Genomic DNA, 25,349 nt, shown 5'->3' on the forward strand with positions numbered 1-25,349 from the left:
GTTGCACTCTGTATCCACCGGCATCGCGGGTTTTTTCAGCACTTTTCAGTGAATTACTGTCTGATTTGCGCGAAGGGCTGCAATTTAAGTGAAAAGAAAAGACCAATGCGCGGGCATTGGTCTGGATCATGGTCAGTCTGATTCTTACGGATAATGCGGGATCAGAATGATGTGCGTTTGTAGGAACGGTACTGCGGTGCCCAGAAGTTGTGCTCAATTGCTTTGGACAGCGAATCTTCAGACGTCACCATCGCCACGCCCTGCAACTGCGCTGCTTTACCCACTTCCATCGCGATGCATTTCGAGACGCCCTGAATGTCATTCACATCCGGCAGCAGCGAACCTTTGCCTTCCGTCGCCAGCGGTGAGCATTCTGCCAGTGTCCGGCTGGCGGCCATCAGCATGCCGTCGGTGACACGGGTTGCCCCGGACGCAATCACACCCAGCCCGATACCCGGGAAGATAAAGGAGTTGTTGCACTGCGCAATAGGGTACAGCGTGCCTTTATGGCTTACCGGCGCAAAAGGGCTGCCGGTGGCGACGAGTGCCGCGCCGTCCGTCCAGTTCAGGATATCGGCTGGTGTCGCTTCCACGCGCGATGTCGGGTTACTCAGCGGCATGACGACCGGACGGGCACAGTGTTTATGCATTTCACGGATGATTTCTTCCGTGAACAGCCCCGGCTGGCCGGAAACGCCGATCAGCACCGTCGGTTTGGCGTTACGCACCACATCAAGCAGGGAAATGCTGTCGCTGCTCATGCCCCAGCCGGTCAGCGCGCTGCTTTTCTGCACCAGACGGCTCTGGAAATCGAGTAAATTCGGCAGTTTATCCGTCAGCAGACCGAAGCGATCCACCATAAAGACTTTCGCGCGGGCTTCTTCATCGCTCAGGCCTTCGGATTTCATCTGCGCGATAATTTGTTCTGCGATACCACAACCGGCAGAACCAGCGCCGAGGAAGGCGACCGTCTGGTCGCTCAGTTTGCCACCGGCGGCTTTGCTGGCGGCAATCAGGCTGCCCAGTGCCACGGAAGCGGTGCCCTGAATATCATCGTTAAAGCAGCACAGTTCGTCGCGGTAACGTTCGAGGATCGGCATGGCGTTCTTCTGCGCGAAGTCCTCGAACTGCAACAGTACGTTCGGCCAGCGGATTTTTACCGCCTGAATGAACTGATCGACAAACGCCTCGTACTCCTCGCCAGTGATACGCGGATGACGCCAGCCCATGTACAGCGGATCGTTGAGCAGTTGCGGGTTGTTGGTGCCTGCATCGAGTACGACCGGCAGGGTATAGGCCGGGCTGATGCCGCCACATGCGGTATATAAGGACAATTTTCCGATAGGAATGCCCATGCCGCCGATGCCCTGGTCGCCCAGACCCAGAATGCGCTCGCCGTCCGTCACCACCACCACTTTGACGTGTTGTTTGGTGGCGTTTTGCAGCATGTCGTCGATGTGCGCGCGGTTAGGGTAGGAGATAAACAGGCCGCGGGCGCGGCGGTAGATATCAGAGAAATGTTCGCAGGCTTCGCCGACGGTCGGGGTATAAATCACTGGCATCATTTCGCTGAGATGGCTGTCCAGGAGACGGTAAAACAGCGTCTCGTTGGTGTCCTGAATGTTACGCAGATAGATGTGTTTATCGATGTCAGTTTTGAAATTCTGGAACTGACGGTAGGCGCGGTCGGCCTGTTCTTCTATTGTTTCGACGGCTTCAGGCAGCAGGCCGTGGAGGTTAAAATTGCTGCGTTCTTCTTCGGTAAACGCACTGCCTTTATTCAGTAACGGAAATTCTAACAGGATAGGGCCAGCGTGAGGGATGTACAGGGGACGTTTGCTTTCGTATTCAAGTTCCATCGTTTTACTCTTCCGGGGCTCAGAATGTTAATTTTTATAGTTTAGAGACGGAAGGGTAACAGAGAGGAAACGGAGAATTCAAATCAGAGAATGTTATGTAACTAATGACTACAGGAACGTAGTCATTAGTGTTAGGTAGATCACGAAACCCGGCAGACTTAGCAGGTCAGCGTGGTGACATCCTCGCAGCCGATGGCTTTCAGCGTGGCGCGGGTGGCGTCATTTTGGGTGATCAGCGCGCCTTCCTGTTCAACCAGCACGGCGCGACGCACTTTCAGGCAGTCTTCGCCGGAAAGGTTCAGCAGAATCAATGCCGCCTGTAACGGAGGCAGGCTCGGGTTGAAAGCGGCATTTTCCGCGTAGCGCCCGGCAAACTCTTTGCCGTTATGCGTCTCCAGCGCCACCCCGCTGTGCGATTTGCTGTACGGCGCATGGCTTTGGTTGCAGGCATCCAGCGCATGCGCTGCCAGCGCGTCAGGGTTTTTCAGCGTGTAACCGTGATCGACTTTATCCATCAGCAGTGTGGTGATATCCAGATCCTTCGGCCCGAAGGAATGCGGCAGATAATCGCCGAGCGTCGCGACCTCACGATCCGGCAGATGGATATCCAGCGCTGTGCCGCTGGTCAGTTCATTCATAAACTGGCGGCAATGGCCGCAAGGCGTGTAATTGACGGTGATTGAGGCCAGACGCGTTTCGCCACGCAGCCAGGCATGTGTGACCGCAGATTGTTCGGCGTGAACGGTTTGCTGCATGGGTGCACCGGCAAATTCCATGTTGGCACCGAAATACAGATTACCGGAGGTTCCGCGGGCAATTGCGCCCACGTTGAAATGGGAAATCGGCGTCACAGAGCAGGCTGCTGCCAGCGGTAACAGGGCGAATGCCAGCGCGTCGTCGTCCAGACCGGTTGCCTGTTTTATCTGCGCAACCTCGGTGGCCGTGAACATTGCCGGGAAGTCATCATGTCGCAGAAACGGCTCAAGCGCGGAGGATAAATTTTCAGGGAGTGCCGCAAAGGCGGTGTGAAAACGTGCGTGCATAAACATTCGATCTCGACTGTGATTACGGTTGAACAGTGTAGAAGTCATTACGTGAACTAAGTGTGACAGATGTCACTTTTTTGATGAAACAGAAGAAGTGGAGTTGCAGTTTTGAGAGATGTCACGCAGAAAACCGCCATGAAAGGCGGCTTTCTGCCTGAATGATGAAGGGGAATCAGTGTGCCGGGAACCACTTGTCGTTAATCTTTTTGAATTCGCCGTTAGCTTTAATACCATCGAGCGCCGCATTCAGTTTCGCCAGTAATTCTTTATTCTCCGGACGCACGGCCATTCCCACGCCAGTACCAAAGTAATGCGGATCTTTAATCAGTTCGCCCACTTCACCCAGATTTGGGTTGGATTTCAGCCAGCCATTCAGCACGGCAGTATCGCCGAGCAGCCCATCCAGACGACCACTTTTCAGATCCAGAATCGCATTTTGATAGCTGTCATAACCGACGGTGGTGATTTCAGGGTGTTTTTCCATCAGGTATTTCTGGTGCGTGGTGCCGTTTTCCAGGCCGACACGTTTACCTTTCAGATCGGCTATAGAAGAGAATTTACCCTTCGGCCCGATAATCATGGCGGTATTGGCGTAGTAAGGCTGGGTAAAAGTGACCTGCTTGCTGCGCTCTTCTGTGATGTCCATACCGGAAATGATGACGTCAAAACGACGGAATTTCAGCGCCGGGATCAGCCCGTCAAACGGTTGGTTGGTAAACGTGCAGGTTTCCTGCATTTGCTGACAAACGGCCTTCGCCAGATCCATATCAAACCCGACGATCTGGTTGTTAGCGTCCATGGATTCGAACGGTGGATAGGTTGCGGAAGTCCCGAAACGAATGGTCTCAGCAGCGGTAGCGGCGAAAGCGGTGGCAGATAAAACGGCAGCGAGAATCAGCTTTTTCATGCAATACATTCCTGTTCAAAAAATGACATTCCCTTCATGGTTCAGTTTACTGATTTTATTAATGTAATCGGGTAACTGGCAGGAAGTGAAACCTGCGTTTAAATTGCCATTAAATGAATTTGTATGCAATAAATTTGATTAAAAAATTAAATGAAGATTGGCGAGCTATTTTGCAGGCATAAAAAAGGGACGATTTCTCGTCCCTTCACCGTCCGGTGTTCATTAATTTCGGCGTTCAAACGCCAGCGCACGGCGCTCTATCAGGCGCATCATCAGGGTCAGTAACCCGTTTACACACAGATAAACCAGACCGGCGGCGCCAAATACCATCACGTCGTAGGTGCGGCCATACATCAACTGGCTGTGCCCCATAACGTCCATCAGCGTAATGGTGTACGCCAGAGAGGTACTTTTGAAGACCAGCACCACTTCGTTGGAGTAGGACGACAGTGCGCGCTTAAACGCATACGGCAGCAGAATTCGCAGGGTCTGCGGTTTCGACATGCCCAGCGCTTCGCAGGACTGCCACTGGCCGGATGGGATTGCACGTACCGCACCGGTAAACAGTTGCGTGGTATAAGCGGCACTGTTCAGCGCCAGTGCAAACATCGCACACAGCCACGGCTGTGACAGCACTTCCCACAACCACGGGATTTCGCGAATAGAAGGAAACTGACCGGGGCCGTAATAAATCAGGAAGATTTGCACCAGCAGCGGCGTACCGGTAAACAGCGTGATGTAACCTTTAACGATTTGGCTGACCACGGGCACTTTCAGCGTCAGGATCACGGTGAAAATCATCGCCAGCAGCAGCGCAACAATCAGCGCCGCCACGGTCAGTGTCAGGCTGGTGTGCAATCCTTTCAGGACTTCAGGTAAATATTCCCACATCAGGAAGCACTCCGTTCAAAGCGGGTGGTACGCAGTTCGATGCGTTTAATCACGAACTGGCTGAACAGGGTGACAATCAGATAAATGCAGGCCGCAATCACGTACCAGGTAAAAGGTTCCTGTGTCCGCGTGGCGATACTTTTGGTTTGCAGCATCAAATCATTCACGCTGATCAGTGACACCAGCGCGGTGTCTTTGAGCAGAACCAGCCACTGATTGCTCAGGCCCGGCAGCGCGTGACGCCACATTTGCGGCATGATCAGGCGGAAGAAGATCGCCGATTTTTTCATGCCCAGCACCTGACCGGATTCCCACTGGCCTTGCGGAACGGCTTTCAGCGCGCCGCGCAGCGTCTGCGAAGCATAAGCGGAATACAGCAGCGAAAGGGCGATGACACCACAGACAAACGGGCTAACTTCGAAGTTTTCGATGGGCAGCTTTATCGGCACCGTGAACAGCCCGAGATTGAGGTTAAAGCCATCCGCCAGCACCATCAGCAGCTGTGATGAGCCAAAGTAGATGAAAAGCACGACCAGAATTTCTGGCAGACCGCGCAGCACAGTGACCCACGCCGTACCGAGCCAACTGAGTGGCTTCCACGGGGCAGATTCCCAGACTGCGAAGATCATCGCCAGAATCAGGCCGAGGACCAGCGCACAAACGGCAAGGCCGACGGTCATCCCGGCGGCGCTTGCTAAAGGTTGGAATTCAGTCATTGATAGGCAAACTTATTGCTGGAACCATTTGGAATACAGCGTCTTGTAGGTGCCGTCTGCTTTCACTTTTGCCAGAGCATCGTTCAGTTTAGTCAGCAGCTCGGTATTGTTCTGACGAACGGCAACACCCAGACCGGTACCGAAGTAAGTTGGATCAGTGATTTTGTCACCCACAGCGGCCAGATTTTTGTTCTGCTTCAGCCATTCGTTGACTACGGCGGTGTCACCGAACACAGCGTCCAGACGACCATTTTTCAGATCCAGCACGGCATTCTGGTAGCTATCGTAAGGCACGGCAGTGATTTCCGGATGTTTATCCATCAGGAATTTCTGGTGAGTGGTGCCGTTTTGCATACCGACGCGTTTGCCTTTCAGCGCTGCTACGTCAGCAAACTGGCCAGCGTGGGCGATGAAAATAGCGGAGTTATCGTAGTAAGCGTTGGTAAAGGAAACTTGTTTTTCACGCTCAGGAGTGATGTCCATACCGGAAATTACCGCATCAAAACGACGGAATTTCAGGCTTGGAATCAGACTGTCGAAGGCCTGGTTTGTGAATGTGCAGGTAGCCTGCATCTCTTTACACATGGCGTTGGCCAGATCGACATCGAAGCCCTGAATCTGATTGCTGGAGTCTACAAACTCAAACGGAGGATAAGACGCTTCCATCGCGAAACGGATGGTATCAGCAGCGCTGGCAGACAAACTGACGGTCGCCAGAACCGCGGCAATTACTAATTTTTTCATCGCTTACTCCGTAGAAAACATCAATCAATATGTTGATAGGAAAAAGTTTTAGTGGGAAAGGTAGCTCGCAAACTCTTTGGTTTTCGGCTGAGCGAAAATCGACGCGTCACCTTGTTCCACGATGCGTCCATTCTCCATGTACACCACGCGGCTTGCCGTTTTACGTGCCACTTCCACTTCGTGGGTCACAATCACCTGAGTAATCCCGGTGCCTGCCAGTTCGCGAATAATACTGACAATCTGAGCGGTAATTTCCGGGTCAAGCGCGGCGGTCGGTTCATCAAACAACAGAACCTGAGGTTCCATCATCAGAGCACGAGCAATCGCCACACGCTGCTGCTGGCCACCGGAAAGGTGCAGCGGAAAACGATCAGCGTAATCGGTCAGGCGCAGACGGGTCAGCAATTTCTGGGCACGTTGCATCGCGACATCTTTTGTCAGACCCAGAACACGCATCGGGGCTTCCAGTAAGTTGTCGAGTACGGTGCGGTGCGGCCACAGATTGTATTGCTGGAAAACCATGCCAACGTTCTGACGCAGTTCGCGGACCGCTTTTTCATCCGGTTTGCGGGTGAAATCGAAGGTGTTACCGGCGATTTGCAGTGTGCCTGAACGGGGCATTTCCAGCAGGTTCAGAACACGTAACAGAGAGCTTTTACCTGCACCACTTGGACCCAGTAAAACGAGGGTTTCACCGGCAGGGCAGTCGAGCTGAATGTCAAATAGCGCCTGATGCACGCCATAGAAGCAGTTGATGCTATTAAGTTGAATACTCATGCGCAAATAGTGAATAGCCATTGATGCCGCAGATGGTAACTTCCACAGCATAGTTATGCAACGATCACGGCTTAAAAATTATGTGTCGCCGCCCAGGTGGCAAAGTGTAGCACAAGATATTGTTGCATCGCTGTGATGCAAATGTTGGTTAATGACGATATTCAGTATTAACCCCTGTTATGCAGACACATTAAGACGTCAACTTAGGCGGCTTTTTTAAGAAAGCGGGATTACTGGTTTTCCAAAACCTGACGTAATGTCCCGTTAGAAACGAAGTCCAGATTAGCCATATAGCGCACGTCATCAACGGTCCAGCATTTGCCTTCACGTACCATCAGGACTTCATCTTTCCAGTGCGTGGTCGCGCCTTTATCTTTTTCGCGGGTGAACGTGACGCGCAGCGGTATATTGCGGGCGTCGGTGTTGGGAATGGTGGATGCGCTGTCAACGGAGGCGGACGTCGGGCCATCAAACAGGCTTGAGAAAATGTCGCCATCGCCTGAACCTGCACCGGCTTTCTCATTTGGCGAGGCCGCGATATCCACTTTCGGCTGCGACTGTGCTTTGAGCAGCGCAGCGTAAAGTGCGGTGCTCAGATAAGGCCGGTAAGCGGAGAGCTGGCCGGAATCTGGGATTCCGCTGCCGCCCTGTTTGATACGAAAATCATAGAATTGTTGGGCGACGCTGTCGGGACCACCGTCGATACATGGCGCGCTGCGGCTACCAATATCCTTATAGGCAGGGTCAACCGTGGTACAGGCATTTAACATCAATACCAGAGGGATGGCGGCGACAAGAATTTTCTTTTTCATCGTATTCCTTACTGAAAGATTGAACGTTTTCACCATGACTTTCTTAATCCTACAGTATAAAACCGATTTGGCTTAATGCATGGCGCAGAGAAATGATACGTTCAGGTGGGAGACATCGTTTATGCTATCCGGGTGATTTTCTCCGACATGTGGACGACAACTGATAAGGAATACTCATGCAAATTTCAACCACTCCGACCCTGGAAGGTTTTACCATCGCGGAATATTGCGGTGTGGTCACGGGCGAGGCGATTTTAGGTGCGAACATTTTTCGTGATTTCTTCGCGGGCGTGCGCGATATCGTCGGCGGCCGTTCAGGCGCGTATGAAAAAGAACTGCGCAAAGCGCGTGAGATTGCCTTTCGCGAGCTGGAAGAGCAGGCGAAAGAACGCGGTGCTAACGCCGTGGTCGGCATTGATATCGATTACGAAACCGTGGGCAAAGACAGCAGCATGCTGATGGTCAGCGTCTCCGGCACCGCAGTTATCGTGCATCGGAAATGAGGCGTTTGGGCATCAGAAGCGGCGTGATTGCCGCGCTTTTGCTGGCCCTGACGGGCTGTCAGAGCAGTGATCAGGCGGAAAATTTACCTTACCGGCTGGAAATGACGCGGCAGGCGCAGGGCATGGATCAGCGGGTGCGCTTTCTGGTCATCCACTACACGGCTGAAGATTTCCACAACGCATTAAATACGCTTACCGATGAACATGTCAGTGCGCATTATCTGATCCCGGCGCAACCGCCGCGTGAAAACGGGAAACCGGTCGCGTGGCAATTGGTGCCGGAAAACATGCGTGCCTGGCATGCGGGAGCCAGCGGCTGGCGCGGACGCACCAATCTTAACGATACGTCCATCGGCATTGAGCTGGAAAACAAAGGCTACAGCACGACGCTTCTGGGCAAAAAATTCTATCCGTTCCCGTCCGCGCAAATCGATTTGCTGGCAGACCTGAGCAAAGGCATTGTCGCGCGCTATCAGATTGAGCCGCGTAACGTGGTCGCTCACAGCGATATTGCGCCGCAGCGTAAAGATGATCCGGGGCCATTATTCCCGTGGCAACAGATGGCGGCGCGGGGGATTGGTGCCTGGCCGGATGCGGCGCGGGTCAGCCATTTTCTGGCGGGCAGAAATCCGCAGCAGCCGGTGGATCAGGCGCATTTGCTGACTTTGCTTAAACAGTACGGTTATAGCGTGACGGAAAACATGACGCCGGAGCAGGCGCGCCGTGTGATTTCGGCGTTCCAGATGCATTTCAGGCAGAGTGATTATCGCGGGAATGCTGATGCGCAGTCAGAAGCCATTGTTCTGGCGCTGTTGCAGCAATTCCCGGATTCTACTCACTGAGAAAGCGGCTGACCTCGCGGTCAGTCGCGTTTCGGACCGATGCCGTGCAGGCCCTGAAGTTTACCGTGATCGCGCAGCCAGGCAGCGGTGCGGATAATTCCCTGATCCAGCGAAATCACCGGCACATATCCCAGCTCTTTCTGTGCGCGCTGTGTGTCAAGCGTGAGATCGAAATTCAGTTTCGCGACGCTGTAATGCGTCAGCACAGGCTCTTTGTGTGAGCTTTTGCTGATGCGTTCCATGCCGCGCGCCATCATGTCCAGCAGCGGATAAGGTACTGAACGGATGCGGTATTTGATGTCCAGACTTTCCATCAGTTGCTTCACCATGGTGCGCAGCGGACGCGGTTGCTGATTGGTAATGTTAAATGCGCGCCCGGATTCTGTGGATTCGGACTGCGTCGCCAGCCACATCGCGTGAACCGCGTTTTCCACGTAGGTCATGTCGACCAGCGCTTCGCCACCGCGCGGCAGCATCAGCGTACCGCCATATTTCAGCATTTGCAGCAGACGGGGCAGCAGCACGTTATCGTGCGGCCCGAACAAACCCTGCGGGCGTAAAATGGTGAAATGCGTTTGCGGATTGGACATCGCCAGTGTGTGGATCACCTGCTCTCCGGCGGCTTTGCTGCGGGCGAAAGAGTTGGCGAAACGGTGAGGGCGGAAGTCTTCCGGAATGTCGCGGTGATGATGGAAATCGAAATAAATCGCCGGTGACGAAATATGCACGAAATTTTCCACGCCGTACGCCGTGGACCATTCGCCCAGACGACGCGTCGCGCGGACGTTCGCCAGTTCAAATTCCTGTTCGCTCCCCCACGGCGACATCAGCCCGGAACAGTGCCAGACGGTATCGACATCGGCGAGCAAGGCTTTAGCCTGCGCCGAAACCAGCGTGGTGAGATCGGCATGAATAAATTCCGCGCCCATTTTTTGCAAAAGTGAACCCATGGCGGCATTACGACCCGTCGCCCGGACTTTAATCCCTTTATTTCGCAAAAACTCGACCGCATTGCGCCCTAAACCACTGCTTGCGCCGGTAACCAAAACTCTCATAACTACTCTTCATCCTTCACGTTGCAGCGGTGTTCGCTGCTCTCATTCACCCGAATCACTGACTCCAGTCAGCTCATCGGGATTCATTCGTTTGCTGCCTTGCTGCAACCCGAATGATTTTGAGTACATCCCAATGAGTGAAATTACTGAGGCTGGGGCGCCTCTCAGCAATAAGCGCGCCATTCTTTCGTGAAATTGTGCGGGTTGCAATGGGAAAGGGGGGCGGCAATGTCTGAAACTGTGCGATTGCGCTTTAAATAAACCCTTTCAGCTTCCGCAGCGGTCTTTCTGACGGGCCAGACTGGCGATGCGTTTCGCCATGCCTCGAAAAATAAACTGATGAGCGGGCATCATACTGAACCAGTAGAGCAAACCGCTGAACCCGGCCGGATGCCACCACGCGCGAACGTCCAGACTGCGGCTTTCGCCGTGGTCGGTGATCGTGAACGTCAGCCGCCCGAGCCCCGGTGCTTTCATCCCGAATAACAGCGCCAGTTCGCGCTGGGGTTTCAGGCTGATCACTTTCCATCCGTCAATTTTATCGCCGATTTTCAGCGCATCCCGGTCAGGGCGTCCATACTGCACGCCACCGCCGAGCAGATCGTCAATGCGTGCCCGGGTTTTCCATAATCCGTTGGCGTAAAAATAGCCTTCCGCGCCACCGAGTTTCTGCACCACTTTCCACAGGGACGCTTTTGATGCCGATGTTTCCAGCGTAAAGCCCGCCTGTTTCGGGTAGTAACCGTAGCCGGGTCGCCAGCGCGCACGGGCGTCCGGGTCATAACCCCAGTCGGGCGAATCCATGACCTGCTGTTGTTCCTTTTCCAGCGTGCGGCGGATTGCCTCATCAATCGAAATCAGCTCCTGCGGGATCAGCGCCTTAAGTTCTTCACTGTCGGCGGGCAGATCGTGGTTCAACCCCTGAATCAGCGCTTTGGCGAGTGAGGTGGGCACTGAAGTAATGAGACTGAGGAAATACACCGAAACAAAAGAGGTCGGCAGCGGAACAGGAATCAGCCAGCGGCGTTTTCCGCTCTGGGCAATAAAGCGTTCGAACAACGTCTGATAGCTGATGTACTCCGGTCCGGCGGCGTCGAAAATACGGTTTCCGCTGGCAGGTAAAGTCACCAGACCCTGCAAATAATTCAGCAGATTTTCCAGCGCCACCGGCGAGGATTTCGAGCGAACCCACTGCGGCGGCGTGAGAACGGGCAGGTTGTACACCATGTCGCGCATGACTTCGAACGCCGCTGAACCTGCGCCGATCACAATGCCGGTGCGCAGTTCTGTCACCGGAATATTGCTCATCCGCAGCAAGTCGCCGGTCAGTTTGCGTGCCTGCAAATGGGGGGAATGGTTGCCTTCCGGCTGCATGGAGCCGAGATAAACAATGTGTTTGATGGAGGAGTCGCGCAGCGCCAGCAGGGTGTGCTGGGCGGCCTGACGTTCTTTTTCCAGCAAATCATCCTCTTCGGTCATAGCATGAACCAGATACACCAGTACGTCGGCACCTTCGAAGGCGCTGGTCAACGTTTTGCTCTGGTAGACATCCGCAAAACAGCAACGAACGTGGGGCCATTTTTGTTGTTGCAACCATTCGATGCGCCGCGCAGCCGCAGTAACCTGAAAACCGTGCTGGCTCAGGTGGGCAGTCAGATGTTGTCCGATATATCCGCTGGCGCCGAGGACGACAATTCTTGGCATAATCCGTTTGCTCTGAGTGTAGGGGAAATCATGAAAATACGGCGGCAGCCGGAGGGCTGGCCGCCGAAGACAGGTTGACTGTCAGGCGTGCTGGTGCAGGAATTCCTGCCACAGGGTGACGACTTTTTGCAGGTCTTCACGGCTGATGTTTATGTGAGTCAGCACGCGGGTCAGCGGTCCGGCACTGATGATGACACCGCGCTCACGCATCCACGGGCCCATTTTTTCGGCCAGTTCAGCGCTCTGTTTGATGTACAGAACGTTGGTCTGCGGGCCGGGTTCAGCGATTTCCACGCCGATATTGCTCAGCTGTTCAGCCAGCCATTGTGCGTTGTCATGGTCATCTTTCAGACGCGCCACGTTGTTTTCCAGCGCATAAATGGCTGCTGCGGCCAGAATACCGGACTGGCGCATGCCGCCGCCGGTCATCTTGCGCCAGCGGTTCGCACGGTGGATATACTCTTTGCTGCCGACCAGCAGGGAACCAATCGGCGCGCCCAGACCTTTCGACAGGCATATGGTCAGGGTGTCGCAATATTGGGTGATTTCGCTCAGCTCGACGTTCAGCGCTACCGCGGCATTCATGATGCGCGCGCCATCAATGTGCAGCGCCAGCCCTTTTTCGCGGGTAAACGCGTAAGCTTTTTGCAGATAATCGAGTGGAAGCACTTTGCCGCTGTGCGTATTTTCCAGGCTCAGAAGACGGGTGCGGGCAAAGTGAATGTCATCGGGTTTGATGGCAGCGGCAACTTTATCCAGCGGAATGGAACCGTCGGCGGCCATGTCGAGCGGCTGCGGCTGAATGCTGCCGAGAACGGCGGCACCGCCGGCTTCATACATATAGTTGTGGGCTTTCTGACCGACAATATATTCTTCTCCGCGCTGACAGTGCGTCAGCAGGGCAACCAGATTAGCCTGTGTGCCGGTCGGTAAAAACAGCGCGGCTTCTTTGCCACACAGTTTCGCGGCCAGGTCCTGCAAAGCATTTACCGTTGGGTCATCGCCGTAGACATCATCGCCGACTTCAGCGCTGGCCATCGCCTGACGCATAGCTTCGCTGGGGCGGGTTACGGTATCACTGCGTAAATCGATCAACGTAATAATCCTTCTACCAGGTGAATGTTAAGTGGAGGAAAAAGCGGGCAACCTGTGCCCGCCAGACTCTTCACTATATCCCTGTCGGGGTTATCGCAGCCAGTTGGTTTTTGCCAGTTCGATGACTTCGTCACCCCGGCCGCTGATCACCGCCCGCAGCATGTAGAGGCTGAAGCCTTTTGCCTGCTCAAATTTAATCTGCGGCGGCATCGCCAGTTCTTCGGTGGCGGTGATGACATCCACCAGCACCGGCCCCTGATAAGCAAACGCGTCCTGCAATGCCGCGTCCACGTCGGAAGCTTTTTCCACGCGGATCCCTTTGATTCCTGCCGCTTCGGCAATCGCCGCGAAATCCGGGTTTTTCAGCTCGGTGCCGTCGGTCAGATAACCGCCGGCTTTCATTTCCATCGCCACAAACCCCAGCACGCTGTTGTTGAATATGACAATTTTCACCGGCAGTTTTTGCTGTGCCAGCGTCAGGAAATCGCCCATCAGCATGGCAAAACCACCGTCGCCGCACAGCGCCACCACCTGACGCGTGCGGTCAATCGCCTGTGCGCCGATGGCCTGCGGCATGGCGTTGGCCATCGAGCCGTGGTTAAACGAACCGAGCAGACGGCGCTGGCCGTTCATTTGCAGGTAACGGCACGCCCAGACCGTAGGCGTGCCGACGTCACAGGTAAAGATGGCGTTGGCATCGGCGAAGCGGCTGATTTGCTGTGCCAGATATTGCGGGTGGATGGCCTGTTTGTCGTTCGGCGTTGCCAGCGCATCGAGATCTTTGCGCGCTTCTTCATAATGCTTCAGGGCTTTGTCGAGGAACTTACGCCCGGTTTTCACCTGTAATTGCGGCAGAACGGCGGTCAGGGTGGATTTGATATCGCCGACCAGCGCCATATCGACATGGCAATGAGCGCCGATACTGCCCGGATTGATATCTATCTGAATGATTTTTGCGTCAGTCGGATAAAACGCGCGGTAGGGGAATTGCGTGCCGAGCAGGATCAGCGTGTCGGCATTCATCATGGCGTGGAAACCGGAGGAAAAACCGATCAGCCCGGTCATGCCGACGCTATACGGGTTATCCCATTCAATATGTTCTTTTCCGCGCAGAGCATGTACTACTGGCGCTTTCAGGGTTTCCGCCAGCGTGATCACTTCGTCGTGCGCACCGGCACAACCGCTGCCGCACATCAGGGTAATGTTGGTCGCGCCATTGAGCAGTTCGGCCAGCTTATCCAGTTCGGTCTGCTGAGGTTGTACTTTAGGCAACTGCGGCGGATACCAGCTGACTTTGGCGTCTTCCGGTGCCGGTTTCAGCGCAACATCGCCAGGCAAAACAATGACGGAAACGCCGCGGTTCAGGATCGCCTTACGCATGGCGATCGCCAGCACCTGTGGAAGCTGTTCCGGGTTGGTGACTAATTCACAATAGTGGCTGCATTCGCGGAATAATTCGGTCGGATGGGTTTCCTGAAAATAGCCGCTGCCGATTTCGCTGGAGGGAATATGCGCCGCGATGGCGAGTACCGGGACGTGGTTGCGATGGCAGTCGAACAGGCCGTTGATCAGATGCAAGTTGCCGGGGCCGCAGGAACCGGCGCAGACCGCCAGTTCGCCGGTGATTTGTGCTTCGGCACCGGCGGCAAAGGCGGCGACTTCTTCATGACGCGTGCCGAGCCATTCGATGGTGCCCATGCGGTTCAGGCTGTCGCTCAGCCCGTTAAGCGAATCGCCGGTTACGCCCCAGATTCGTTTTACGCCTGCTGCTTCAAGAGTTTTCGCCAGATATGACGCTACGCTTTGTTTCATCAACTGATTCCCTCCGGTGTGCCCGTGATCTTTCGTTATGCATGAAGTCTGCGGGCGGGTTTTAAATAAGTGGATTAAGCATAGTCCACTGATTACATCCATGAATGCACAGCCTTAAACCATACAAAATTACGCAGGGAGGGAAGGTGAAGTTTTGTAAATCTGCCCGCTCAGACTGTAAAAAGTCATGAGCGGGCAGTTTGAGGCTGCGGGGATCAGGCGAGCGTGACGTCGCCCTGAAGCTGGCAACTGCACGCCAGAACATAGCCTTGCGCGACTTCTTCGTCGGTGAGCGTCATGCGGCTGGTGGTTGTGTAATTACCGGACAGCACGCGAGTTTTGCAACTGCCGCAAACGCCCGCGCGGCAGGCCGCTGTGACCGGCAGTTTGTGCTGCTCCAGGGCGGCCAGCAGTGTTGAACCGACCGGCACGCGGTAGTTTGCCAGCGGCGTCAGGCGGGTCAGCGTCAGTTGCTGGTCTGCTGAAACAATCACTTTTGTGGCCTGGAACTGTTCCTTAACGATGTTTTGTGCTGGAACGCCCAGCTCAGCCGCCCATTTCCCGGCCAGCTCCATATAAGGTGCAGGCCCGCAAATCATCACCCGGCGCGCAGCGATATCCGCCATCTGGCTTTGCAGTAAGTCCTGACTCAGACGCCCTGCAATCTGGCCCGGCGCCGCATCATTTTCTGCCAGAATGGTCAGGCGAAGTTGCGGATATTGCGCGGCCATATGCTGCCATTCTTGCGCAAAAATGACGTCCTGCGGGCTGCGGACGCTGTAAAACACCTGCACACTTTGCGCCGGAGAATGCGCCAGAATACGGCGCGCAATGGACATCACCGGCGTTACGCCGCAACCGGCGGCCAGCAGTAATAAAGGCTGCAGTGTTTCACAGGTGAAGTCGCCCTGAGCATCCGAAAGCCACAGGTAATCGCCCGGTTTAACCTGCTGTGTGAGCCAGCCGGAGCCTTCACCGCCATCAATCCGGCGCACCGTCAGCTGGATAAACCGGCTCAAACACGGAGTAGAGGACAGCGTATACGCGCGCTGTACGTCACCGCTCTGGCCGATATTCACCAGCGCAAACTGGCCCGGCTGATACGGATAAACGTCGTGATTGATCAGCGACAGCGTCCAGACATCGGGCGTTTCCTGCGTAACGGAATACACCTGCATGCGGTTCTGGCACAGCGCCGTCGGCTGGTCAGGAAATAAAGGAAAGTTCATCTCAGATTTACTCCGCCAGCATGGTTTTCAGATCCTGCTCAACCGACGTAATCGAACGCAGGCCGAACTGTTCGTTAAGCACCGCCAGCAGATTGTCGGTCAGGAAGGCCGGAGCGGTCGGGCCGGTGGCGATGTTTTTCACGCCCAGAGACAACAGCGTCAGCAGTATCACAATTGCTTTCTGCTCGAACCACGAAAGCACCAGACTCAGCGGCAAATCATTCACGCCACAACCGAGTTTTTCGGCCAGATTGACCGCCAGAATAATTGCGGAGTAAGCGTCGTTACACTGACCGACGTCCAGCAGACGCGGCAGGCCTTCGATGGTGCCGAAGTCCAGTTTGTTGAAGCGGTATTTCCCGCAGGCCAGCGTCATGATCGCGCAATCCTGCGGCACGCTGCGCGCCAGATCGGTGAAGTAACTGCGTTCGCCGCGGCTGCCGTCACAACCGCCGATCAGGAAGATATGACGCAATTTTTTGGCAGCGACTAAATCAATCACGGTGTCGGCCGCGCTGAGCAGCGTCTGGCGACCAAAGCCGACAGTAATTTCCTGCTCGATCTCACTGTAAGGGAAACCGGCCAGTTGCAATGCCTGGCTGATCACCGGCGCGAAATCTTCGCCTTCCAGATGCTGTACGCCCGGCCAGCCGACAATGCTGCGGGTCCAGATGCGGTCGCCGTAGTTGCCGACGTTAGGGTCAATAATACAGTTGGAGGTCATCACTACAGGGCCGGGGAATTTGGCAAATTCAACCTGCTGATTCTGCCAGCCGCTGCCGTAGTTACCGGCCAGGTGCGGGAATTTTTTCAGTTCCGGATAACCGTGCGCCGGCAACATTTCTCCGTGGGTATAAATATTAATGCCGGTGCCAGCGGTCTGTTCGAGCAGCATCTGCAAATCTTTCAGGTCATGGCCAGAAATCAGAATCGCTTTCCCCGCCAGCGGGCGTACGTTAACGGACGTCGGGCGCGGATGGCCGTAAGCGTCTGTTTCGCCTTTATCCAGAATTGCCATCACGCCGAAGTTCATTTTGCCGATCGCCATCGCGTTTTCGAGCAGCACGCCCATGTCGGAAGGTTGCGTACCGAGCCACGTCATCAGGCGGTGATACTCAGCATAAACTGCGGTGTCCGACTGGCCGAGCACGTGCGCGTGTTCCATATAGGCCGCCGCACCTTTCAGACCGTACAGGCACAGCATGCGCAGCCCGTGAATGTCATCGCCGATCTGCGCTTTGTCGCCGTTAAGCGCAAATTGCTGTGCCTGCTGTTGCAGGTCATTCAGGTTATCGCTGACCAGTTCCAGCGCCGACAGCGGGTGATCAACGGTGATTTCCGGATCCATCAGACGGCAGCGAACCGCCAGTGCTTCACGGTGAATAATCGCTTCACGCGCATACCCGACGATGCGGTCGGAATCGAAGTTAACGTTGGTCAGCGTGGAGAAAAAGGCCCGTGGCGCGAAGCTGTCAATGTCTTCATCGACAATACCGTAACCACGCGCTGCCAGCGCCCAGGCCGATAAGCCCTGTAAAACGGCGACCAGCAAGTCCTGCAAATCGGAAGTTTCAGCGGTTTTACCACACATACCCTGCGCATAAGCGCAGCCATTGCCCGCCGGGGTGCGGACTGTTTGTTCACATTGCACACAAAACATAATGAGGTCCTTTTATAAAGTTGCATTTTAAATGCTTGTTTTGATGCAAGCCTATGACTGGTGAGAAAAGAAATGAAGGGGTTTTTAAGACAATGTGGGGGGAAGTTGATTTAAAGCAATTTTTGCAGGGGTATTTCCCGCTGTCAGAATACAGCGGGAAGGACAGATATCAGGCGGAGAAAAAGGCCATCAGCACCGGGGCGATCAGGCTTAACACAAAACCGTGAACCACCGCGGGCGGCACCATATCCAGCCCGCCGCTGCGTTGTAAAACCGGCAGGGTGAAGTCCATCGACGTTGCGCCGCACAGTCCCAGCGCGGTCGAACGGCTGCTGCGTACCAGCGTCGGGATCAACATGATGGCGCAAAGCTCACGCGCCAGATCGTTAAAGAACGCGGCGCTGCCAATCACCGGCCCGAATGAATCCGTCAGAACGATACCTGAAAGGGAATACCAGCCGTAACCCGAGGCTAGTGCCAGACCGGTTTTCAGAGGCAGGCCAAGCAGCACGGCGGCAATCGCACCGCCGATTAACGCACTGACTGCCACCACGAGCGCGACCATCATGCCGCGGCGATTGAGGATAATCTGGCGCAGCGTCATGCTGCTGTTGCGCAGTTGCAATCCCACCAGCGCCAGCAGGAATAGCAGAGCGATTTCGCTGGCCTGCGAGGCGAACGTCAGCCAGTGCCATTGCGTCAGGCCGAGTGCAAAACCGACGATGACCACGCCGCAGAGCTTCAGGGATTCCAGCGCCATATGGACGCGTGAAGGCAGCTTTTCCTGTTTGTGCTGGGTTTTCCACGGACGGCGGCGTTCGAGCAGCCACAGCGCGGCGTAGTTCATCACGAAAATGCACAGGAAGCTGACGGCGGCATATTTGAAAATCAGTAATAAATTCGCACTGAGATTGTCGAGGAAAGCCAGACTGATGCCCATAATGAAAAGAATAACGTACACCATCCAGCTCAGCAGTTGGTTAACCAGATGCAGCATGGACCGGTTTTTGAGCGGAATGAGATAACCGACAATCAGCGGCAAAAGAATAATTAACAGCCCGGAATACATAATGCAAAAATCCCTGAAAAGTGAGGTTCCATAACGGAGCGCGACACAGAAAATGCCGCCCGACACGCTAACGAAAAGTAATCAGACTGTAAAGCGGCTTCGGCCCGCAGAGCGCGTTCTGCGGGCTTGACCTGAACCCTTTTTTAACGCCATGCTCAGTGAAGCACTGAGCGCACAGGAGGCGTCTGATGTATCTGGAACATATTGATATTGTCGGTTTTCGGGGTATCAACCGGCTGTCTTTGACACTGACTCAGCCCGCGCAACGGGGCGCTTCAATTACCGGTTCTGCCAGTCAGGGACAGGCAGAATCCTTTCTGACGAATACGGTTCTGATTGGTGAAAACGCCTGGGGTAAGTCCAGTCTGCTCGATGCCCTGACGCTTCTGCTCTCGCCTGAACCCAAACTTTACTGTTTCAAAGAGGAGGATTTCTATTTTCCCGCCGGGGAACAGGAATCCAAATCACAGTATCTGCACGTCGTGTTTACGTTTTGTGAAAACCAGGCTGGGCACCATACGTCACCGCGTTTTAATCCGCTATCCCCATTATGGGTGAAATGCGCTGACAAGCTGAACCGGATTTATTACCGGCTGGAAGGCGAACTGGATGATGACGGCAGCGTGATGACATTGCGCAGTTTTCTGTCGTCCAACGGTCAGCCGTTAAATCTGACGACGATCGACCCGCTGGCACAGGCGCTGATCCGTCTGAGTCCGGTACTGCGTTTACGTGACGCGCGGTTTATCCGGCGTCTGCGCAGCGAAACGCTGGCGCCGCGGTTAGCGGTGAATAATGAAGAACTGGCGAAACAGCTCGACGAACTGACGCGCGGGCTGGTGCATAACCCGCAAACGCTGACCAACAGCGAACTGCGCAGCGGGCTGTCCGCGATGCAGCAGTTACTGGAGCATTATTTTGCCGAGCAGGGCACATCAAACAGCATGCCGTGGCAGCAAAAACGGCATGGCCGCGCCGAGAGCCGCCGGGCGTGGCGTTCGCTGGATAACATCAACCGCATGATTGCAGAGCCGAACAGCCGCAGCATGCGGGTGATGCTGCTGGGTATGTTTTCCACTTTATTGCAGGCGAAGGGTTCAGTGGTGCTGCATCCGGACGCGCGGCCTTTATTGCTGATTGAAGACCCCGAAACCCGTCTGCATCCGATCATGTTGTCAGTGGCGTGGGGATTGCTGGATCAGCTGCCGCTGCAACGGATCACCACGACCAATTCCGGCGATTTGCTTTCGCTGGTGCCGGTCGAGCAGATTTGCAGGCTGGTACGTGAATCCGGGCGCGTGGCGGCTTATGGTATCGGGCCGGAAGGGCTGAGCATGGAAGACAGCCGGCGCATTGCTTTCCATATCCGCTTTAACCGGCCTTCGTCTTTGTTTGCGCGCTGCTGGCTGCTGGTGGAAGGCGAAACGGAAGTGTGGTTGCTCAATCAGCTGGCGCGACAGTGCGGTTATCATTTCGAATCTGAAGGCATTAAGGTGATTGAGTTTGCGCAGTGTGGCCTGAAGCCGTTGCTGCGTTTCGCCCGGCAGATGGGCATTGAGTGGCATGCTCTGGTCGACGGCGACGAGGCCGGGCGCAAATACGCGGCGACGGTCATTGCCAACGTGGAAAATCATGACGATACACTGCGTTACCGCCTGACGGCGTTACCGGCGCAGGACATCGAGTATTTCCTGTATCGTGAAGGGTTCGAGGACGTGTATCGCAAGAATTCGGCGATAGCGGCGAATGTGCCGATGGCGCCGCGACGAATTATCGATAAAGCGATTCACCGCAGCTCGAAGCCAGATCTGGCCATTGATGTGGCGATGTCGGCGTCTTTGCGGGGAACCGCGTCGATTCCTCCGCTGCTGCGGCAAATGTTTTCCCGCGTGGCCTGGCTGGCGCGCGGCAGGGCGGATTAAACCGCCCGTGTTTCATGTATCGTGACCGGATTGCCGTGTCCGCGGGTGAAGTTCTGGCGGATCTGGCTTTCCAGGTCATCGAGCAACTGATAGCGACGGCGGTATTCGGAACGACGTTTGCTGGCGATTTCTTCCAGCGGGCGGTGGGCAATCTGGCGTGGCAGATGGAAATATCCGTCTTCCCCCTGTTTTGCCTCCATTGTTTCCCAGAAGCTGTCGTAATCGGCAAACACCATGCCTTTGCGTTTTTTATAGCGCGGATTTTCATAAATGTGCGTGTGGTTACCGACCGCCACAATCTGCGTCATGCCCGTGACATCTGCGAGCGTTGTCAGCGCTTCAATCACCAGACGTTTTGGAAATAATCCGTGACAAGCTTTGGTCGCGAGCTGAATTTCCTGATGATCCACATTCGCCTTTGGTCCCTGCAACGCGCCAATAAACAGCGTCGGTTTCCCCTGATATTCAATAAACGAGAACGTCACGATAGCAATGGAAACGCCTTCGGCATTATGGAATGTCAGCGTGGCTTCGCCTTCTTTATCCAGGCGGGCGATAGCGTTGAAGGTGATGGCATAACGCTGCTCTTCTTTGCCGGTCAGCGTAGCGATCGCCATCTCTTTTTTGCTGAGATAACCGTGATTAATCGCATCCGGCAGGCAGTGGCCGATCATGTCGTAGTGATCGGTAATGCGCTTCATCGCCTGTTCCGGCGTGATATTGGCCGTCTGATAAATACGATGCAATTTGCACGGCAGGCTTGGCATCGCCGCCAGAATTTCATCGCGCTGCGGATGATGCGCGAGATAATCGAGCATTGCGAAGGTCCGGCGCGGATGCAGCAGTGCACGGTAAAGGAATTTGAACCGGTAACGCGGCAATTTCCATGACGGACCCGGCACCGTGCGGCAGGAAAGTAACGCCGTCATCAACTGAAGGCCGGAAAGCGGAGCCTTCTCTGCGGAAGGGTAGCTGAAAGTGGTCATGGGATTACCTGTCAAAGTGAACCGGATATCGGTAACGGTTATTTCAACAGGGCGAGAATAAACAGGTATGCAACGGGGCAAATTATGGAGAAATTGAACGTGATTTGTTGAGATTATGTTTAGACTTAATTTGTTTTGTGTACTGTCTTAGCAATTGGTGTCTAAAAAATGACCTTTTTTTTGCGTGCAGGGCTTGAAGCCAGAAGCATTCTCCCCCATAAATAAAAATGCCAGTCAGTGAGTGACCGGCATTTGATTTGTCAATAAACACACGCTGAGCGTGATTCGAGTCTGTATGCTGAAGGGGTCAGGCGACCGCTTCGCTTTCCACCGGAACAATGAGGCTGGCATGATTCCCCTTTGGGCCTTCATGAACGTCAAAATTGACCTGCTGTCCGGCCTTGAGTGTCCGGTAACCCTCCATCTGGATTGTGGAGTAGTGAGCGAAGATGTCTTCACCGCCATTTTGCGGGCAAATGAAGCCAAAGCCTTTAGCATTATTGAACCATTTAACAGTACCCGTCTGCATGCTGCTACATCCCTCTCATGACTAGTCTGGTAGTAAATAGATAAAGCCAGTTGAGTGAGCACGAAGGCCAGAACGCAGCAGATAAACACCTGTTCAGGCCTGTTTACTATCCGTTCAGCTCACGAATTTACACTCTAGTGGAATAGAGTTGGACGTCAAGGAAACGGCATTTGTCCCAAGGGAGCAGATAACCAAACTTTGAAGCAGGTAACGCTATTGACTTATTTTGTTAAAATTTCGGTAGCGGAGTCGGGTGTGGGGAAGACATTTTGTGCAGCGGCAAGGTGAAGCCAGAAATGGTAAAATACCGGAATTACAACATGAGACTCCGCAGAAAGTCTTTATGTCGGTGTATTTGGCTTCCAATATGATCTTCACAGGTGATGAACAGGCAATGGGCAATAATCAAGACTGGCTAAACTTTGAACATTTGACGGCGAATAAACAAAAGGATGAGGTAAAACCGCCATCTATGTATAAAGTTATATTAAACAACGACGATTACACTCCAATGGAATTTGTGATTGACGTTCTGCAAAAGTTCTTTTCTTATGATATTGAACGTGCAACGCAACTGATGCTCCAGGTGCACTATAGAGGCAAAGCGGTCTGCGGTGTTTATACCGCCGAAGTCGCGGAAACCAAAGTCGCACATGTGAATGAGTACGCCAAGGAGAATGAGCATCCGTTGCTGTGTACGCTGGAAAAAGCCTGATTAAGGCAATCTATTTGGGAGGTGCCTATGCTCAATCAAGAACTTGAACTCAGTCTCAACATGGCTTTCGCAAGAGCCCGTGAGCACCGGCATGAGTTTATGACCGTGGAGCACCTGTTGCTGGCGTTGCTCAGCAACCCTGCTGCCCGTGAAGCGCTTGAAGCTTGTACAGTAGATCTCGTGGCCTTGCGCCAGGAACTGGAAGCCTTCATCGAGCAAACCACACCCACCTTACCTGCCAGTGAAGAGGAACGTGATACCCAGCCAACGCTGAGTTTCCAGCGAGTTCTGCAACGTGCGGTATTCCACGTTCAATCTTCCGGTCGAAGCGAAGTGTCTGGCGCCAATGTTCTGGTCGCGATTTTCAGCGAACAGGAATCACAGGCCGCCTACCTTCTGCGCAAACATGATGTCAGCCGCCTTGATGTGGTGAACTTTATTTCGCACGGTACTCGTAAAGATGAAACGGGGGGCCAGGCGCAAAACAATGCGGAAAACCCAGTTAACGAAGAGCAGTCGGCGGGGGAAGATCGTATGGAGAACTTCACCACTAATCTTAACCAGTTGGCGCGCGTAGGTGGCATCGATCCGCTGATTGGCCGTGATAAAGAACTTGAGCGCGCCATTCAGGTGCTCTGCCGTCGCCGTAAAAACAACCCGCTGCTGGTGGGCGAGTCCGGTGTCGGTAAAACCGCCATTGCTGAAGGTCTGGCATGGAGAATCGAGCAGGGTGATGTGCCTGAAGTCATGGCCGACTGCACGCTCTATTCGCTGGATATCGGTTCCTTGCTGGCGGGCACTAAATACCGCGGTGATTTCGAAAAACGTTTCAAATCCCTGCTTAAACAGCTCGAGCAGGATAAGAACAGCATTCTGTTTATTGATGAAATCCACACAATCATCGGTGCCGGTGCGGCGTCGGGTGGGCAGGTGGATGCGGCTAACCTGATTAAACCGTTGCTGTCGAGCGGTAAAATCAGAGTGATCGGCTCAACGACGTATCAGGAATTCAGCAATATCTTTGAGAAAGACCGTGCCCTGGCGCGTCGCTTCCAGAAAATTGATATTACTGAGCCAAGCGTTGAAGAAACCGTTCAGATTATTAATGGCCTGAAAACCAAATACGAAGCGCATCACGACGTGCGTTATACCGCGAAAGCGGTGCGTGCAGCAGTTGAGTTGTCGGTTAAGTACATCAATGACCGTCACTTGCCGGACAAAGCTATCGACGTCATTGACGAAGCGGGCGCCCGCAGCCGGTTGATGCCGGTCAGCAAACGCAAGAAAACTGTTAACGTCAGCGACATTGAAAGCGTGGTTGCGCGTATTGCCCGCATACCGGAAAAAACCGTCTCGGCGACTGACCGTGATGTGCTGAAAAACCTGGGCGATCGTCTGAAAATGCTGGTCTTCGGGCAGGATCCTGCCATTGAAGCACTGACTGAAGCGATCAAAATGAGTCGTGCCGGTTTGGGTCAGGATCACAAGCCTGTCGGTTCATTCCTGTTCGCCGGGCCTACGGGTGTCGGTAAAACAGAGGTCACGGTTCAGCTGGCCAAAGCGTTGGATATCGAATTGCTGCGCTTTGATATGTCGGAATATATGGAGCGCCACACAGTCAGCCGGCTGATTGGTGCGCCTCCGGGATATGTCGGGTTCGATCAGGGCGGTTTGCTGACGGATGCGGTTATTAAACATCCTCACGCCGTGGTGCTGCTCGATGAAATCGAGAAAGCCCATCCTGACGTCTTCAACCTGCTGTTGCAGGTGATGGATAACGGGACGCTGACTGATAACAACGGTCGTAAAGCGGACTTCCGTAACGTGATTCTGGTGATGACCACCAACGCCGGTGTGCGTGAAACGGAACGTAAGTCGATTGGTCTGGTTCATCAGGATAACAGCCCGGATGCAATGGAAGAGATCAAACGTACCTTTACACCGGAATTCCGTAACCGTCTGGACAATGTAATCTGGTTCAACCATCTGTCTACGGATGTCATCCAGCAGGTCGTTGATAAGTTTATCGTTGAGTTGCAGGCGCAGCTGGATGCGAAAGGTGTTTCACTGGAAGTCAGTGATGAAGCCCGCGACTGGCTGACGGTGAAAGGCTATGACCGTGCAATGGGCGCGCGTCCGATGACCCGTACCGTTCAGGAAAACCTGAAAAAACCACTCGCCAATGAGCTGCTGTTTGGTTCTCTGGTGGACGGTGGTTCCGTTTCTGTGGCGCTGGATAAAGAGGCCGACAAGCTGACTTATCACTTCATGAGTGCGCAGAAGAAAAAACCGGAAGGCGCGGTGCACTGATTTCTCATCCGTGACGAAAAAACAAAAGGCGATGTGAAAACATCGCCTTTTTTCTTTCTGAGATTCTTTATTTAATTACAGGAATTAGTGAGGGATTTCAGAAAGGATAATGAAAAAAATGCCGAATTGCGGATACCACAAAACGCCCTTGCAAAAGCAGGAAGGG

22 protein-coding genes are annotated in these 25,349 nt (G+C 54.1%); 5 read left to right on the forward strand and 17 right to left on the reverse strand.

The annotated features are described in order from the left end of the window. Positions 1–161: 161 nt before the first annotated feature. The 8 genes from ACLBVC_RS07520 to ACLBVC_RS07555 all read right to left on the reverse strand — a co-directional run bounded on the left by ACLBVC_RS07520 (position 162) and on the right by ACLBVC_RS07555 (position 7,752). Positions 162–1,859, reverse strand: a complete 1,698-nt coding sequence (locus ACLBVC_RS07520) for an NAD-dependent malic enzyme (RefSeq protein ID WP_410149113.1) — start codon at positions 1,857–1,859, stop codon at positions 162–164. Between the two features lie 158 nt (positions 1,860–2,017). Further along, entirely contained in the window at positions 2,018–2,902 is an 885-nt protein-coding gene (cdd, locus tag ACLBVC_RS07525) for a cytidine deaminase (protein ID WP_410149114.1), read from the reverse strand. 175 nt (positions 2,903–3,077) lie between these two features. Further along, positions 3,078–3,812: an arginine ABC transporter substrate-binding protein gene (locus tag ACLBVC_RS07530; protein ID WP_410149115.1), complete on the reverse strand. Its 735-nt coding sequence runs from the start codon at positions 3,810–3,812 to the stop codon at positions 3,078–3,080. Between the two features lie 222 nt (positions 3,813–4,034). Beyond that, positions 4,035–4,703 carry an arginine ABC transporter permease ArtM gene (artM, locus tag ACLBVC_RS07535; protein ID WP_410149116.1) on the reverse strand — a complete coding sequence of 223 codons (669 nt, stop codon included), beginning with the start codon at positions 4,701–4,703 and terminating at the stop codon, positions 4,035–4,037. Further along, complete coding sequence (gene artQ / locus ACLBVC_RS07540) at positions 4,703–5,419, reverse strand: arginine ABC transporter permease ArtQ (protein WP_410149117.1); 717 nt, start codon at positions 5,417–5,419, stop codon at positions 4,703–4,705. The genes artM and artQ overlap by 1 nt, the downstream gene beginning before the upstream one ends. A 12-nt stretch (positions 5,420–5,431) precedes the next feature. Continuing rightward, entirely contained in the window at positions 5,432–6,163 is a 732-nt protein-coding gene (artJ, locus tag ACLBVC_RS07545; RefSeq protein WP_101075960.1) for an arginine ABC transporter substrate-binding protein, read from the reverse strand. A 48-nt stretch (positions 6,164–6,211) separates the two neighbouring features. Continuing rightward, positions 6,212–6,940, reverse strand: a complete 729-nt coding sequence (gene artP, locus ACLBVC_RS07550; RefSeq protein WP_195812970.1) for an arginine ABC transporter ATP-binding protein ArtP — start codon at positions 6,938–6,940, stop codon at positions 6,212–6,214. Positions 6,941–7,170: 230 nt separating this feature from the next. After that, positions 7,171–7,752, reverse strand: a complete 582-nt coding sequence (locus tag ACLBVC_RS07555) for a lipoprotein (RefSeq protein WP_410149118.1) — start codon at positions 7,750–7,752, stop codon at positions 7,171–7,173. Between the two features lie 176 nt (positions 7,753–7,928). Between ACLBVC_RS07555 and ACLBVC_RS07560 the strand changes: the two genes are divergently transcribed. Both ACLBVC_RS07560 and ACLBVC_RS07565 read left to right on the forward strand, forming a co-directional pair. Continuing rightward, positions 7,929–8,255: a heavy metal-binding domain-containing protein gene (locus ACLBVC_RS07560; RefSeq protein ID WP_013574757.1), complete on the forward strand. Its 327-nt coding sequence runs from the start codon at positions 7,929–7,931 to the stop codon at positions 8,253–8,255. Then, positions 8,252–9,097 carry an N-acetylmuramoyl-L-alanine amidase gene (locus tag ACLBVC_RS07565; protein WP_410149119.1) on the forward strand — a complete coding sequence of 282 codons (846 nt, stop codon included), beginning with the start codon at positions 8,252–8,254 and terminating at the stop codon, positions 9,095–9,097. The genes ACLBVC_RS07560 and ACLBVC_RS07565 overlap by 4 nt, the downstream gene beginning before the upstream one ends. A gap of 20 nt (positions 9,098–9,117) precedes the next feature. Here ACLBVC_RS07565 and ACLBVC_RS07570 read toward each other — a convergent pair whose 3' ends face one another. The 7 genes from ACLBVC_RS07570 to ACLBVC_RS07600 all read right to left on the reverse strand — a co-directional run bounded on the left by ACLBVC_RS07570 (position 9,118) and on the right by ACLBVC_RS07600 (position 18,721). Further along, entirely contained in the window at positions 9,118–10,152 is a 1,035-nt protein-coding gene (locus ACLBVC_RS07570) for an NAD-dependent epimerase/dehydratase family protein (protein WP_195812822.1), read from the reverse strand. Between the two features lie 267 nt (positions 10,153–10,419). Beyond that, positions 10,420–11,856 carry a DUF2867 domain-containing protein gene (locus ACLBVC_RS07575; RefSeq protein WP_410149120.1) on the reverse strand — a complete coding sequence of 479 codons (1,437 nt, stop codon included), beginning with the start codon at positions 11,854–11,856 and terminating at the stop codon, positions 10,420–10,422. Positions 11,857–11,937: 81 nt separating this feature from the next. Next, positions 11,938–12,951 (reverse strand): low-specificity L-threonine aldolase, encoded by a 1,014-nt coding sequence (ltaE, locus tag ACLBVC_RS07580; protein WP_410149121.1) that lies wholly within the window; start codon positions 12,949–12,951, stop codon positions 11,938–11,940. A 90-nt stretch (positions 12,952–13,041) separates the two neighbouring features. Then, on the reverse strand, positions 13,042–14,763 hold the full coding sequence (poxB, locus tag ACLBVC_RS07585) for a ubiquinone-dependent pyruvate dehydrogenase (protein WP_410149122.1): 1,722 nt from the start codon (positions 14,761–14,763) through the stop codon (positions 13,042–13,044). A gap of 215 nt (positions 14,764–14,978) precedes the next feature. After that, positions 14,979–15,992, reverse strand: a complete 1,014-nt coding sequence (gene hcr, locus ACLBVC_RS07590; protein WP_410149123.1) for an NADH oxidoreductase — start codon at positions 15,990–15,992, stop codon at positions 14,979–14,981. A gap of 7 nt (positions 15,993–15,999) precedes the next feature. After that, entirely contained in the window at positions 16,000–17,652 is a 1,653-nt protein-coding gene (hcp, locus tag ACLBVC_RS07595; protein ID WP_410149124.1) for a hydroxylamine reductase, read from the reverse strand. A gap of 169 nt (positions 17,653–17,821) precedes the next feature. Continuing rightward, the gene (locus ACLBVC_RS07600) at positions 17,822–18,721 is read right to left on the reverse strand and encodes a LysO family transporter (protein ID WP_410149125.1); all 900 of its coding nucleotides are present in this window, start codon (positions 18,719–18,721) and stop codon (positions 17,822–17,824) included. A gap of 188 nt (positions 18,722–18,909) precedes the next feature. On the opposite strand from ACLBVC_RS07600, the gene ACLBVC_RS07605 reads away from it, so the two are divergent. Next, entirely contained in the window at positions 18,910–20,643 is a 1,734-nt protein-coding gene (locus ACLBVC_RS07605) for a DUF2813 domain-containing protein (RefSeq protein WP_410149126.1), read from the forward strand. Here the strand turns inward: ACLBVC_RS07605 and ACLBVC_RS07610 are convergent. Continuing rightward, positions 20,640–21,629, reverse strand: coding sequence for a VirK/YbjX family protein (locus tag ACLBVC_RS07610; protein ID WP_410149127.1), 990 nt, complete (start codon positions 21,627–21,629; stop codon positions 20,640–20,642). The genes ACLBVC_RS07605 and ACLBVC_RS07610 overlap by 4 nt on opposite strands. Positions 21,630–21,936: 307 nt before the next feature. Then, positions 21,937–22,158 carry a cold shock-like protein CspD gene (cspD, locus tag ACLBVC_RS07615; RefSeq protein WP_152324210.1) on the reverse strand — a complete coding sequence of 74 codons (222 nt, stop codon included), beginning with the start codon at positions 22,156–22,158 and terminating at the stop codon, positions 21,937–21,939. A 394-nt stretch (positions 22,159–22,552) separates the two neighbouring features. Here cspD and clpS point away from each other — a divergent pair, with 394 nt between their 5' ends. Beyond that, complete coding sequence (gene clpS / locus ACLBVC_RS07620; RefSeq protein WP_104924673.1) at positions 22,553–22,873, forward strand: ATP-dependent Clp protease adapter ClpS; 321 nt, start codon at positions 22,553–22,555, stop codon at positions 22,871–22,873. Between the two features lie 27 nt (positions 22,874–22,900). Continuing rightward, positions 22,901–25,183: an ATP-dependent Clp protease ATP-binding subunit ClpA gene (clpA, locus tag ACLBVC_RS07625; protein ID WP_152324209.1), complete on the forward strand. Its 2,283-nt coding sequence runs from the start codon at positions 22,901–22,903 to the stop codon at positions 25,181–25,183. The last annotated feature ends 166 nt before the right edge of the window (positions 25,184–25,349 follow it).

Source organism: Rahnella selenatireducens (assembly GCF_046449555.1).
Lineage (GTDB): Bacteria > Pseudomonadota > Gammaproteobacteria > Enterobacterales > Enterobacteriaceae > Rahnella > Rahnella selenatireducens.